12 protein-coding genes and 1 pseudogene are annotated in these 12,357 nt (G+C 70.5%); 10 read left to right on the top strand and 3 right to left on the bottom strand.

Features of this window, described 5'->3' with window-relative positions; all coding sequences use genetic code 11:
* Positions 1–154: 154 nt before the first annotated feature.
* On the bottom strand, positions 155–1,192 hold the full coding sequence (locus D8I30_RS04100) for a 2'-deoxycytidine 5'-triphosphate deaminase (RefSeq protein WP_121481608.1): 1,038 nt from the start codon (positions 1,190–1,192) through the stop codon (positions 155–157).
* Positions 1,193–1,297: 105 nt separating this feature from the next.
* Here D8I30_RS04100 and apaG point away from each other — a divergent pair, with 105 nt between their 5' ends.
* Positions 1,298–1,705, top strand: coding sequence for a Co2+/Mg2+ efflux protein ApaG (gene apaG / locus D8I30_RS04095; protein ID WP_121481607.1), 408 nt, complete (start codon positions 1,298–1,300; stop codon positions 1,703–1,705).
* 292 nt (positions 1,706–1,997) lie between these two features.
* Here apaG and D8I30_RS04090 read toward each other — a convergent pair whose 3' ends face one another.
* Entirely contained in the window at positions 1,998–2,534 is a 537-nt protein-coding gene (locus D8I30_RS04090; RefSeq protein WP_121481606.1) for a GcrA family cell cycle regulator, read from the bottom strand.
* A gap of 234 nt (positions 2,535–2,768) precedes the next feature.
* Between D8I30_RS04090 and D8I30_RS04085 the strand changes: the two genes are divergently transcribed.
* The 4 genes from D8I30_RS04085 to argF all read left to right on the top strand — a co-directional run bounded on the left by D8I30_RS04085 (position 2,769) and on the right by argF (position 6,950).
* Entirely contained in the window at positions 2,769–3,605 is an 837-nt protein-coding gene (locus D8I30_RS04085; protein ID WP_121481605.1) for an ABC transporter permease, read from the top strand.
* 37 nt (positions 3,606–3,642) lie between these two features.
* Positions 3,643–4,551, top strand: a complete 909-nt coding sequence (locus D8I30_RS04080; protein WP_121481604.1) for a M28 family metallopeptidase — start codon at positions 3,643–3,645, stop codon at positions 4,549–4,551.
* A gap of 135 nt (positions 4,552–4,686) precedes the next feature.
* Positions 4,687–5,862, top strand: coding sequence for an aspartate aminotransferase family protein (locus tag D8I30_RS04075; protein ID WP_121483380.1), 1,176 nt, complete (start codon positions 4,687–4,689; stop codon positions 5,860–5,862).
* A gap of 170 nt (positions 5,863–6,032) precedes the next feature.
* On the top strand, positions 6,033–6,950 hold the full coding sequence (gene argF / locus D8I30_RS04070; RefSeq protein WP_121481603.1) for an ornithine carbamoyltransferase: 918 nt from the start codon (positions 6,033–6,035) through the stop codon (positions 6,948–6,950).
* A 95-nt stretch (positions 6,951–7,045) separates the two neighbouring features.
* Here the strand turns inward: argF and D8I30_RS04065 are convergent, their stop codons facing one another.
* The gene (locus D8I30_RS04065) at positions 7,046–7,264 is read right to left on the bottom strand and encodes a hypothetical protein (protein ID WP_121481602.1); all 219 of its coding nucleotides are present in this window, start codon (positions 7,262–7,264) and stop codon (positions 7,046–7,048) included.
* Between the two features lie 222 nt (positions 7,265–7,486).
* Here D8I30_RS04065 and D8I30_RS15100 point away from each other — a divergent pair.
* The 5 genes and pseudogenes from D8I30_RS15100 to D8I30_RS04050 form a co-directional block, all read left to right on the top strand.
* Positions 7,487–7,604, top strand: a pseudogene (locus D8I30_RS15100) (hypothetical protein); the annotation flags it as partial.
* Between the two features lie 1,921 nt (positions 7,605–9,525).
* Positions 9,526–10,041, top strand: a complete 516-nt coding sequence (locus tag D8I30_RS14560; RefSeq protein WP_205570745.1) for a hypothetical protein — start codon at positions 9,526–9,528, stop codon at positions 10,039–10,041.
* A complete protein-coding gene (locus D8I30_RS14555) occupies positions 9,966–10,283 on the top strand; it encodes a tetratricopeptide repeat protein (RefSeq protein WP_205570744.1) in 318 nt (105 codons plus the stop codon). Before D8I30_RS14560 ends, D8I30_RS14555 begins: the two co-directional genes overlap by 76 nt.
* Positions 10,284–10,400: 117 nt before the next feature.
* The gene (locus tag D8I30_RS04055; protein WP_121481601.1) at positions 10,401–11,324 is read left to right on the top strand and encodes a sulfite exporter TauE/SafE family protein; all 924 of its coding nucleotides are present in this window, start codon (positions 10,401–10,403) and stop codon (positions 11,322–11,324) included.
* On the top strand, positions 11,324–12,139 hold the full coding sequence (locus D8I30_RS04050; protein WP_121481600.1) for a TIGR02186 family protein: 816 nt from the start codon (positions 11,324–11,326) through the stop codon (positions 12,137–12,139). Before D8I30_RS04055 ends, D8I30_RS04050 begins: the two co-directional genes overlap by 1 nt.
* Positions 12,140–12,357: the final 218 nt, after the last annotated feature.

Raw genomic sequence — 12,357 nt, 5'->3', positions numbered from 1 at the left:
AAGGTGCCATGCGCAGCATGACGGATGAGGGGGACGGCGCTGCCTGGGTTGCTCAGGCGCAAAAGAGAAGCGCCGCGATCAGCCGACCGCGGCGCTCGCACCCCTCATCCGAGCGCCTTCGGCGCCCACCTTCTCCCACAAGGGGAGAAGGGTCTTAGCCCCAGGGGCGGAAGTGTTTCGACAGCTTCAGCCCCTGGCTCTGATAGTGGCTGCCGCCCTCGCCGTAGAGGCGGGCCGGGCGTTCCGTCAGCGGCTCATAGACGAGGCGGGCCACGGTCTGGCCGTGCTCCAGCAGGAAGGGGGTGTCGTGGGTGCGGACCTCCAGCACGCCCTTGGAGCCGGCGCCGTGCGCCTCGTCCGTGCCGAAGCCCGGGTCGAAGAAGCCGGCGTAGTGGACGCGGAACTCGCCGACCGAGGGGTCGATCGGGGTCATCTCGGCGGCCTGGTCGACGGGAATCTCCACATCGTCCGACGAGGCCAGGATGTAAAACTCGCCCGGGTCCAGCAGCAGCTCGCCGCGACGCAGGGTCAGCGGCTCCCAGAAGTCGCGCGGGTCGTGGCCGTCGATGTGGTCCATGTCGACCACCCCGGCGTGGCGGCGGCCGCGATAGCCGACGATGCCGTGCTCGCCCGCGCGCAGGTCGACGCCGACGCTGCGGGTCTCCAGCTTGGCTGGCTCGCCGGCCTTGAGGCGCAGCTGGTTCAGCCGGGTCCCCGGCTTGACCAGGATGGAGAAGGTCTGGGGCGCGATCTCGAGGTAGAGGGGGCCGTCATAGCCCTCGTCCACATCGTCGAAGCTGGCGCCCTGGTCGGTCAGCAGACGCACGAAGACGTCGACGCGGCCGGTCGAGCTCTTGGGGTTGGCGCGGGCGTTCAGCCCCTTGGGCAGGGACAGCCGCTCCTGCAGGCGGGCGATATAGACGCAGCCCTTCTCCATCACATAGCCGCCCGCGGGCAGGTCGATGGCGTGCATGGCGACGTCGGCGATGCGTTCCTCGACCTTGCGGCGGCCGGGCAGGAAGGAGGCGCGCACGCGCCAGGCCTGGTCCGACAGGCGCAGGTCCAGGCTGGCCGGTTGCACCTGATCGGGATCGAAGGGGGTGTCGGCGGCTATGGCGCCCGCCGCGATCAGGGTCTCGATGCCCTGGAAGGGAAGGATGCCGGAGCGGGCGGGAATCTGAAAGCTGGTCATGCCGTCCTGTTCTCACACGGATTTTTCCGCCTGTCTCCCGTCGGATTGCGACGGTTGCGACGACGGGCGGCTTGAACCCCGCGCACGGCGGGATGCATATAGCGCATGCACTCCGGTCCTGCCTACTCCGCCGAAACCGAAGGCGTCGTCGTCCGCGTCCGCCCCTCCTATCTGGCGGGCCAGTCGGATCCCGACGAGAGCCGCTGGGTCTGGGCCTATCAGATCGAGATCGTCAACCTGACGGGCGGGCCGGTGCAACTGGTGGCCCGGCGCTGGACCATCACCGACGCGTTCGGCCGGGTCGAGGAGGTGCGCGGCCCCGGCGTGGTCGGCGAACAGCCGGTGATCGAGCCCGGCGACAGCTACGCCTACGCCTCGGGCTGCCCGCTGGCGACGCCCTCCGGCTCGATGGTGGGGGCCTATTTCATGCAGGACGCCGAGGGACGGATGTTCGAGGCCGCCATCCCGGCCTTCAGCCTGGACGTGCCGAACGCCCGGCGGGTGCTGAACTAGGGGCGGTGGAAGTCTTTCCTCCCCATTGCATGGGGAGGTGGCGGGGCCGGCGCTCGATCCTCGGGGCAAGCCCGAGGGTGACGAAGGGGGCGGACATTCCAGCCCTCAAGCAGCGCGAAGCGCGATAGGGCCAACAAAAAAGCCCTCGCCGAGGGCGAGGGCGAGGGCGGGGCCGCCGCAACGGACGGCGACGCGGCGGCTCTTCTGCTCAAGCAGCGAGCCGCCGCGCGGCGAGCGATAGCGGTCACGTCTGCTCAGGCAGCGAGCGACCGCGTCGCGAGCGTCAGCAGGCTTAGATGTACCGGCGCAGGCTGCGGGCCAGCTCGGAGGCGCCGTCCTTGGCGCCCTTGCGGACCTGGGGCTGGTAGGCGACGCGGGCGTGCTCGACGCAATAGACGCCTTCCGAGGCGCGGCGGCCGCAGAAGCTGAAGTCGCGGGTCGAGGGGTCGCCGATCGGCCATTTGCACATGTGGGCGCCGAGCGTCAGCACGGTGGCGGTGCCGGGCAGCTCCGGCGCGGGGCTCGGAGCCTGCGGCGCGGGCGCGGCGACGACGGGGCGCGGGGCTGCGGCCTCGAGGCGGCGCGGGGCTGACGGGGCCTGCACCGGCGCGGCCGGGGCGGCGGCGCGCGGACGGGCCGGGCGGAAGGTGGTGCGCGCGGGCTGCGACGGGGCTGCCCGGCCCGACAGGCCCAGGCGGTGCACCTTGCCGATCACGGCGTTGCGCGTCACGCCGCCGCCCAGGGCCTTGGCGATCTGGCTCGCTGACTGGCCTTCCAGCCACAGCTTCTTGAGCGCGCCGACGCGGTCTTCGGTCCAGCCTGGGTTCATGTCGCCCTCCTGCGGAGAAGTCGGATTCAATATCTTGTGCCGGAGTCCGAATTTCGGTCCCTAATCACGCTTCTAATCGTAAATCACCCCTTAAAACACGCAATATGTAGGAGTTCACCTGTCCACAGAAACAACATCTAGTATGGTTAATGTCCCGATTTGACTCAATTTCTCGGCGGTCATCCACAGGGGGACGCCTTGCGAAACCGGCTTGGCTGTCGCATCTGAGGCGGCATGACGCACCCGATCGCCGGTTCCGACGCCTCGTCCCGCCCTCACGGCCTGCCCCAGCCCCGTCGCTACGACGGGATGAACTGGGTCGGCCTGCGCACCCTGTATCTCAAGGAGGTGCGCCGCTTCTGGAAGGTGGGGGCCCAGACGGTCGCGGCCCCGGTGGTGACGACCCTGCTCTACATGATGGTCTTCGTGGTGGCGCTGAAGGGCGCGCGGCCGCCGCTGCACGGCACCCCCTTCGCCGAGTTCGTGGCGCCCGGCCTGATCATGATGGCCATCCTGCAGAACGCCTTCGCCAACGCCTCCTCCAGCCTGATCCAGGCCAAGATCATGGGCACGGCGACCGACTTCCTGACTCCGCCGCTCAGCCCGCTGGAGCTGACCATCGGCTTCACCCTGGGCGCGGCGACGCGCGGGGTGGCGGTCGGTCTGGTGACGGCCCTGTGCGTCATGCCGTTCGCCAGGCTGGGCCTGGCCAACGTCGCCCTGATCGTCTGGTTCGGCCTGATCGCCTCGCTGCTGATGGGCATGGTCGGGGTGCTGGCGGGCCTGTGGTCCGAGAAGTTCGACCATCTGTCGGCGGTGCAGAACTTCGTGGTCATGCCGATGACCTTTCTGTCGGGCACCTTCTACCTGATCGACAGCCTGCCCCAGCCCTTCGCCGGCATCAGCCGCTTCAACCCCTTCTTCTACCTGATCGACGGCTTCCGGGCGGGCTTCATCGGCCACGCCGAGGGCAGCCTGATGGTCGGCGTGGTGATGAGCGCCGTGCTGACCGTGGTTATGGGCGCGGCCTGCTGGCTGGTGTTCCGTTCGGGCTGGCGCCTGAAGAGCTGAGCCTTTAGGTCTGCAGGCCTGCCTGGGGAGGTCCTGCATGCTGCTTCGATCCGTTCTCGCGTCCGCCGTCGTCGTCGGCGCTCTGTTGTCCACGTCCGCTGCGGCGCAGGACGCCGTCTCGCCGGAGGGGGCGCTGAAGGCCCAGATCGCCGCCTACGCCCAGCCGTCCAACGCCGAGCGGCTCAACGTCCTGCTGGGCCAGTTGCGGGCCGCCGGCTTCGAGCCCTCGGTCGAGACCTTCGCGGGCGGCGGGCGCGCGACGCCGCTGCAGGGCTCCAACGTCGTCGTCACCATCGGTGACGGGGCGAAGGAGATTCTGCTGACCGCCCACTACGACGCGGTGCGCTTGCGCGACGGGACCCTGTCGCAGGGCGTGGTCGACAACGCCGGTTCGGTGGTGGCCGTGATTGAGGCGGCCAAGGCGCTCCGCGGCAGGCCGCTGACGCACCGCGTCCGCGTCATCTTCTTCGATCAGGAGGAACTCGGCCTGGTCGGCGCGCGCAAATGGATCGAGGCGCACGGCATCGCTGATGTGGCGGCCGTGGTGAATTCGGACGTCGCGGCCTACGGCGACACGATGATGTATGGCCAGAACAACGGGCCGCAGTCGGCCTTCGTCACCCGCGCGGTGCAGGAACTGTGCGCCGAGCGGGCCATGCAGTGCGTCGGCTTCCCCGTCTATCCGCCGTCGGACGACCGCGCCTTCTCGGCGGCGGGCGCGCCGGTGGTGTCCCTGGGCTTCCAGGACGAGATCGGCGCCCATCAGATGTGGCTGGCCTTCAACGGCGGCGATGACAACGGCCTGGCCGAAGGCTTCACGCCCAAGGTCTTCCGCCTGATCCATTCGGCGGACGACGCGGTGGATCAGGTCGAAGGCGCGACCATCGCGGCGGCGGGCGCGACCTACGCCGCCCTGATCGAGAAACTGGATGCGGGACTGCGGTGAAAAAGGCCGCGCCTGCGGTGTTGACTAAGCCGGAATAGCGCCCGACAAGTTCGTCGCCCTTTTCCAAAGCGGTCCCGTCGCGGATGCGTCGGGGCCGTCTCGCTTTATGGAGTCTGCCAAGTGTCCGGTCATCTGATGGGTGTCTATAATCGCGCGCCGCTGGAAGTGGAGCGCGGCCAGGGCGTCCGCCTGTGGGCCAAGGATGGCACGGAGTACCTCGACTGCGTCTCGGGCATCTCGACCAACGCCCTGGGCCACGCCCACCCCAAGCTGGTGCAGGCGGTCAAGGACCAGGCCGAGAAGCTGTGGCACGTCTCCAACATCTTCAAGATTCCCGGTCAGGACGCCCTGGCCGACGACCTGTGCGCCAAGTCCTTCGCCGACGTGGTCTTCTTCACCAACTCCGGCACCGAGGCCGTGGAGTGCGCCCTGAAGACGGCGCGTAAATTCCACGTCGCCAACGGCCAGCCCGAGCGCATCGACATCTACGGCTTCGACGGCTCCTTCCACGGTCGCACCTACGGCGCCATCAACGCCGCCGCCAACCCCAGCTACACCGAGGGCTTCGGGCCCAAGATGGAAGGCTTCCATCAGCTGGTGTGGGGCGACAAGGAGGCCCTGACGGCGGCCTTCGAGAACCCGACCACGGCGGCGATCATCCTGGAGCCGGTGCAGGGCGAGGGCGGCTGCCGCGCCACGCCGGACGCCGACCTGCGCTGGATGCGCGAGATGGCCGACCAGTACGGCGTGCTGATCATCTTCGACGAGGTCCAGTGCGGCATGGGCCGGACCGGCAAGCTTTGGGCCCACGAATGGGCCGGCATGACGCCGGACATCATGGCCATCGCCAAGGCCCTGGGCGGCGGCTTCCCCGTCGGCGCCTGCCTAGCGACCGCCGAGGCGGCCAAGGGCATGACGGTCGGCGTGCACGGCTCGACCTTCGGCGGCAACCCCCTGGCCATGGCCGTCGGCAAGGCCGCCTTCGACGAGGTGTCGTCGGACGCGGTCCTGGCCAACGTCAACGAGATCGCCGGCTATCTGAAGCAGCAGCTGCACGGCCTGGCCGAACGCTTCCCTGACGTGATCGTCGAGGTGCGCGGCAAGGGGCTGCTGCTGGGCGTCAAGCTGGTCCCCAACAACCGCGACTTCATGGGCTGGGCCCGCGACGAGGCCAGGCTGCTGGTCGCCGGCGGCGGCGACAACCTGGTCCGCATCCTGCCGCCGCTGAACATCACCCTCGACGAGGCCCGCGAGGCCGTCGAGAAGTTCGAAACGGCCTGCGAGGTCGCCCGCGCCAAGATGGCCGCGTAAGTGCTTTCTCCCTCCCCTTGATGGGGAGGGGGCCGAGCCCCCCATCGACTTGAGTTGGGGGCGAGGCCGGGTGGGGACGCTGTTCCCTTGTTCTAGGGTTTCCGTAAGGCCGTCCCCACCCGGTCCCTGCGGGACCACCCTCCCCATGAAGGGGAGGGAGAGGGTCTGCCATGGTCCGTCACTTCCTCGACATCCACCGGCTGGACGCCGCCGATCTGCGCGCCATCCTGGACGACGCCCACGCCCGCAAGCGCGCGCGAAAGGGCTGGCCGCAGGGCCGTCCCGACGCCGACGCGCCGGGCAAGGACCGCGTCCTCGCCATGATCTTCGAGAAGAACTCGACCCGCACCCGCTTCAGCTTCGACGCCGCCATCCGCCAGCTGGGCGGGGATTCCATCATCGCCACCGCCTCGGACATGCAGCTGGGTCGGGGCGAGCCGGTCGAGGACACGGCCCGCGTCCTGTCGCGCATGGTCGACGCCGTGATGATCCGCGCCAACGACCATGAGGACGTCGAGCGCTTCGCTCGCGTCTCGACCGTTCCCGTCGTCAACGGCCTGACCGACCGCAGCCACCCGTGCCAGATCCTCGCCGACCTGATGACCATCGAGGAGCATCGCGGCCCCATCGAGGGCAAGACGATCGCCTGGATCGGCGACGGCAACAACGTCTGCCACAGCTTCATGCACGCCGCGCCCAAGTTCGGCTTCCACCTGCGCGTCGCCTGCCCGGCGGAATACCACCCCGATCTGCGCGACCTGGAGAAGGGCGGCGCCCACGTCACCCTGACCAGCGACCCGCGCGAGGCGGTCAAGGGCGCCGACGTCGTCGTCACCGACACCTGGGTGTCGATGGGCGATCAGGATTATGAGGCCCGTCTGGCCGCCTTCGAACCCTACAGCGTCGACGAGGCCCTGATGGCCGAGGCGGCCGACGACGCGGTCTTCCTGCACTGCCTGCCGGCCCACCGCGGCGAAGAGGTGACGGACGCGGTCATCGACGGCCCGCAGTCGCTGATCTGGGACGAGGCCGAGAACCGCCTGCACGCCCAGAAGGCGGTCCTGGCCTGGTGCTTCGCGGGCGAGTGAAACGCGCCTGCTTTGTGAGCGGCCCTAACGCGCTTCGCGCTGCTTGAGGGCCATTGTCCTCGCCCTAACGGCTCAAGCCGCCTTGGCGGCCCTGCCTAGAAGGGCGGGGCCGACGGCAGCGGCCGCCCGCTGACTTCCGCCATCAGGTGGATCAGCAGCAGGAAGGCCAGGGCGGCGAACGCCAGCATGAGGAAGCGCCACGGGACCATGCGCGGGCCGCGCGTGAGGTCGGGCGGCCGCGATCCGCGCCAGCCGGACAAGACGACGACGGCGATCGAGACGATCAGCAGGGTCAGGGTCAGCACAGCGTCCATGACGGCGCCAGTTGGGGCGCCCGGCGAGGCGATGCAAGCGGGCGAGGTCCGCGCCGTCGCAATTCTTGCTGAGCGGTTAAGCTAAACATGGCATTAACCATGGCGGGCGCATCAGCGCCGGGTCGCAGATAGGGTTCAGGCGCCACATCTTGCGGTTAACGACACGTTTACACGCTCTATCTGGAAGGATACCGTTCGCGTCATGGGTCGGGAGGCGAATCAGTGACCGCAGCGGCGCCGTGGAGCGTGAAAGGCATTGATCCCAAGGCGCGCGAGATCGCCAAGGACTTGGCGCGCCGTTCGGGCATGACCCTGGGCGAATGGCTGAACTCCATGATCATGGACGAGCCCGACGAGGACGAGGACGGGGTCGCCACCCTGCCGCGCCGCTCGCCCATTCCCGATCCCTATGACCGCCGCAGCCGCGCCCGCCGCCTGGACGACGCCTATGCCGAGCCGGACCTGGGACGCAGGGGCGCCTCGCTGGAGGTGATCGCCGAGCGGCTGGAGGCGGCCGAACGCCGCTCGACCGTGGCCATCCAGGGCATCGACCAGGCCGTTGCCGGCCTGGTGCGCCGGCTGGAGGCGCAGGACAAGGCCGACGCGGCCCAGGCGCGACGCCTCGACGACATCGCCGAAGAGGTGCGCGAGGGGCACCGCCGCCTGCGCCGCCTGGAACAGGACGCCAGCTCTCGCGACGGACTGGACAAGCTGGACGCGGCCCTGACCGCCATCTCCACCCGGCTTTACGAGTTGGACGAGCGCCAGCGGGCGGGCGTCAGCGACCTGCGCGACAGGATCGAGACGATCGAGCAAAACGTCGGCGCGGGCGCGGGCATGGATCGCCTGGCCCAGGTCGGCCAGCGGCTGGACGAGGCCCAGGCCCGCACGTCCGAGGCCCTGCATGGGCTGGAGCGGTCCTTCGCGGCCCTGGACCAGCGCATGCGCGACGCCGAGGGCCGCCTGCAGCAGGATCAGCCTCGCGAGGCCTCGCGGTTCGAGCAACTGGCCGAGAGCCTGACCCGCCAGGTCGAGACCAGCCGCGTCGAACTGATGCGCCGCCTCGACACGGTCGAGACCGAAGGCCGCGTCGACCGCATCGAGCGGGCCCTGGCGGCCATCGGGGACCAGGCGCGCGCCGCCGAGCAGCGCTCGGCCGCCGCGGTCGAGGGCATGGGGCGTGAAATCCTGCGCATCGCCCAGAATCTGAACGGCCGGGTCGAGAAGGTCGAGGCCGGGGGCGTCGGCGACGCGCGCCTCGTCGCGCTGGAGCAGAAGCTGGAACGCGACCTGGCCCGTCACGCCGAGACGGTGGATCAGCGCCTGACCCGCGCCGACGACCAGCACGCCCTGGCGCTGGAGCGGCTGGGCGGCGAGATCACCCGCATCTCGGACCGGCTCAGCGAACGCATCGCCCAGTCGGAGCGCCGCTCGGCCCAGGCCCTGGACGACATCGGCCGCCGCCTGTCGGAAAGCACCGACAAGATTCAGCAGCGCCACGAGCGCGCCTCGGGCGACCTGGCCGAACGGATGCGCCAGAGCGAGGAACGCACGGCGCGGCTTCTGGCCGAGGCCCGCGACAGCATGGAGCAGCGCGGCGATCGCGTCGCGCGTCGCCTTCCGCCGCACGACGAGCTCGACGTGGCGCCCTGGACCCCGGCCGAGGGCGCGGGCGGCGACTGGCGCGCCGCCGCCTTCGCCGATCCGGTCGAGCCCTGGTCCAGCGATCCCCTGGCCGGCGTCCCCCTGGCCGGCGCCTTGGCCGCCGAGCCCTTCCCTTCGCAGGCCGAGGCGCGCGCTGAAGGCGACTTCATCGATCCTCTGGACGCCGAACTGCTGGAAGGCGAGGGGCCGACGACGGGCGCGCCCTTCGGCCGGGTCGCGGCCGAGGCCTGGGCCCCGCCGACGACGACGATCACGGCGTCGGACGCGGACGACGACCTGTTCGGGGGGCGGACGTCAGCGACATCCTGGCGGCGGTGGCGACGGCCGAAGCCGGCGCGGGGCCCGCGCCCGAGGTCGACGAACCGACGCCGGCGTCAGACGACGACGGCTTCTCGGCCGAACTGGAATTCATCGCCCCCGGCGCCGAGGCGGCGGCGGGCGGCGCCTCGACCCGCGACGTGCTGGAGGCCGCCCGTGCGGCCATGGCCCCCGAGGGCGAGGCGGCGTCTCGCCCGGCCTTCGGCCTGGCCAAGCGCGGCGGCAAGTCCAAGCTGCAGGAGCGGCTGGACCGGCAGGCGGGCCGTCAGGGCTCGACCATGCGCAAGGCCCTGGGCGCCTCGGCCGTGGCGGCGCTGATCGTCGGCGGCGGCTACGCCAGCCTGCAGGTGGCGGGCGACGCGGGCCTGACCCTGCCGGGCGGTTTCGCCCTCGCGCCGCAGGCCGAGGAAGCGGCGTCGGGCGACGCGGGGACCCCGATCGCCGCCCTGGCCCTGGACGGAGCGCCGACGGACGCCGTGCCCTCGCCCGACGTCGCGGCGACCGAAGGGGCGGCCCTGTTCGCCCGCGCGGCGCAGATGCTCGACAACGGCGACGACAGCGGGCTGGAGCCCCTGATCCGCGCGGCCAACCTGGGCTACGCCCCGGCGCAGCTGCGGCTGGCGGTCCTGTATCAGGACGGGGGGCGGGCCAGGCGGCGGATGACGCCGAGGCGCGCGCCTGGGCCCGCCGCGCCGCCGAGGCCGGCGAGCCGCGCGCCATGCATTTCCACGCCATGCAGCTGTATGACGGGGTCGGCGGGGCGCGGAACCGCGTCGAGGCCCTGGCCTGGCTGACCCGGGCGGCCGGCGCGGGCCTGGTGGACAGCCAGTACAACGTGGCCCAGCTGCTGGAGAAGGGCGACGAGGGCGTGGCGCCGAACCGGGTCGAGGCCTTCAAATGGTACATGATCGCGGCGCGGCGCGGCGATCAGCAGGCCCTGGCCGCGGTGCAGCGACTGACTCCCGGCCTGTCGGCCGCCGAGCGGCGCACGGCGCGCGAGGCCGCCGACGCCTTCACCGCCGAGCCGATCACCTGATCGGTCGAGCGCGCCTGCGGACCGGGGGTGGCGGTTCGCCGCAGGGCTCGCTAAGACCGGAAGCCTAGTCGCCTTTCCGGCGCCGATTGCCTGTCCTTCCAGCCGAAGGCGCGTGCCGTGGATATCTACCTGCCCATCGCCGAAGTCTCGGTGAACTGGCCGCTCCTGGTCATGCTGGGGGCGCTGGTCGGCTTTGTGTCCGGCCTGTTCGGCATCGGCGGCGGCTTCCTGATGGCCCCGGTCCTGGTCTTCCTGGGGATTCCGCCGACGGTGGCGGTGGCCAGCCAGGCCAGCCACGTCGTCGCCTCCTCGACCTCGGGCGTGATCCGCTATTCGGGCATGAAGGCGGTCGATTATCGCATCGGCGGCATCATGGCCGTGGGCGGGGCGCTGGGCGCCTTCGCGGGGGTAGAGCTGTTCCGCTACCTGCGCCTGCTGGGCCAGGCCGACCTGGTGGTTGCCCTGTCCTATCTGCTCTTCCTCGGCTCCATCGGCGGCATGATGCTGTACGAGAGCCTAACGCAGATCCTGCACCGGGTCCGAGGCGAGACTCCGCCGCGCAAGGAGCGCCGTCGCCCCATGTGGCTGTACGGCCTGCCGTTCAGGATGCGTTTCCCCCGCTCGGGCCTCTACATCAGCGCCATTCCGCCGTTCGGCCTGGGCGTGTTCGCGGGCGTCCTGTCGGCCATCATGGGGGTGGGCGGCGGCTTCATCCTGGTGCCGGCCATGCTCTATGTGCTGCGCATGAGGGCCAGCGTGGTGGTGGGCACCAGCCTGTTCCAGATCATCATCACCACGGCCATCACCACCGTGCTGCAGGCCGGGCGCAACCAGACGGTGGACATCGTCCTGTCGACCATCCTGCTGCTGGGCGGGGTGGTGGGGGCGCAATACGGGGCCAAGCTGTCGGGCCGCTTCCGGGCGGAAGAGATGCGCGCGGCCCTGGGGCTGATCGTCCTGTTGGTCGGCATCCAGATGGGGCTGGAGCTGTTCGTTCGGCCCAGCGACCTGTTCCTGCTGGCGCCGGGAGTGGCGGACTGATGTTCCAGGTCCTGCCGCCCGAGCCGCCGCCCCAGAGCGCGCCGGAAATCGTCATTGAACGCTCGGCCGCCACGACCGAGGAGGTGCGCGTCGCCGCCGCCCTGACCGACGCGCGGGTGGACGTCGATTCCGGCTTCCGGGGGGCGTCCATCGTCCTCTACGGCGCGGTGTTCAATCCCAGCGACACGCCCGCCGATGTGGTGGTGGTGGTGCGCGGGCCCGACGCCCCGGTCCGCCTGGTCAAGAAGACGCGTAACATGGGCGTCTGGCTGAACAGCCGCCCGGTGCTGTTCGAGGGTGCGCCCGGCTTCTACATGACCGCCTCGACGCGGCCGCTCAGCGATATCGCCGACTTCGGCCAGTTGCGCCGCTTGGGCGTGGGGGTCGATCACCTGCGCATCGATGCGCCGGAGGAGGCGCGTACCGTCACCCGATACGGCGTGCGCGACGTGGTCATCAGCCGTCTGGGCGAGGACTATCTGGACTGGCGCCGCGCCGTGATCCGCCTGAAGGAGGCGGCGGCGCTCTACGACACCGATCCCAAGGGGGTGGAGTTCGTCGATCGCGGCCTGTTCCGCGCCGAGGTCAAACTGCCCGCGGTGGCGCCGACCGGAAAGTATTACGCCGAGGTCTGGCTGTTCCAGGAGGGGGCGCCGGTGTCGGTGTCCAACCTGACGCTGACGGTCGAGAAGGTGGGGCTGGAGCGCGACATCTATGAGTTCGCCCACCGTCGCCCGTGGAGCTACGGCGTGCTGTGCGTGCTGCTGGCGGCGATGACGGGTTATGCGGCGTCGCGGGTGTTCAGGAGTCGGTAGTGTCGCTATCGCTCGCCGCGCGGCGGCTCGCTGCTTGAGCGACGCATCTCCCTTCCCCCTCGATGGGGGAAGGGTGGGGATGGGGGTGCGCGCGCGACGGCGCCGGTAGGGCGCGCGAGGCGGTGGCGTCTCCGGGGCTCCCCCCTTGGACGGCTTGCCTGCACCCCCACCCAACCCTCCCCCATCGAGGGGGAGGGCTTGAGGAGCGCCAACAAAAA

Source organism: Brevundimonas naejangsanensis, from assembly GCF_003627995.1.
Lineage (GTDB): Bacteria > Pseudomonadota > Alphaproteobacteria > Caulobacterales > Caulobacteraceae > Brevundimonas > Brevundimonas naejangsanensis_B.
The sequence above is the reverse complement of the archived record's forward strand: the minus strand, read 5'-3'. Positions and strand labels throughout refer to the sequence as shown.

Coding starts and splice junctions, on each gene's coding strand:
- D8I30_RS04100 (WP_121481608.1), bottom strand. CDS start 1,192: ATGACCAGCTTTCAGATTCCCGCCCGCTCCGGCATCCTTCCCTTCCAG.
- apaG (WP_121481607.1), top strand. CDS start 1,298: ATGCACTCCGGTCCTGCCTACTCCGCCGAAACCGAAGGCGTCGTCGTC.
- D8I30_RS04090 (WP_121481606.1), bottom strand. CDS start 2,534: ATGAACCCAGGCTGGACCGAAGACCGCGTCGGCGCGCTCAAGAAGCTG.
- D8I30_RS04085 (WP_121481605.1), top strand. CDS start 2,769: ATGACGCACCCGATCGCCGGTTCCGACGCCTCGTCCCGCCCTCACGGC.
- D8I30_RS04080 (WP_121481604.1), top strand. CDS start 3,643: ATGCTGCTTCGATCCGTTCTCGCGTCCGCCGTCGTCGTCGGCGCTCTG.
- D8I30_RS04075 (WP_121483380.1), top strand. CDS start 4,687: ATGGGTGTCTATAATCGCGCGCCGCTGGAAGTGGAGCGCGGCCAGGGC.
- argF (WP_121481603.1), top strand. CDS start 6,033: ATGGTCCGTCACTTCCTCGACATCCACCGGCTGGACGCCGCCGATCTG.
- D8I30_RS04065 (WP_121481602.1), bottom strand. CDS start 7,264: ATGGACGCTGTGCTGACCCTGACCCTGCTGATCGTCTCGATCGCCGTC.
- D8I30_RS14560 (WP_205570745.1), top strand. CDS start 9,526: ATGCGCAAGGCCCTGGGCGCCTCGGCCGTGGCGGCGCTGATCGTCGGC.
- D8I30_RS14555 (WP_205570744.1), top strand. CDS start 9,966: ATGCATTTCCACGCCATGCAGCTGTATGACGGGGTCGGCGGGGCGCGG.
- D8I30_RS04050 (WP_121481600.1), top strand. CDS start 11,324: ATGTTCCAGGTCCTGCCGCCCGAGCCGCCGCCCCAGAGCGCGCCGGAA.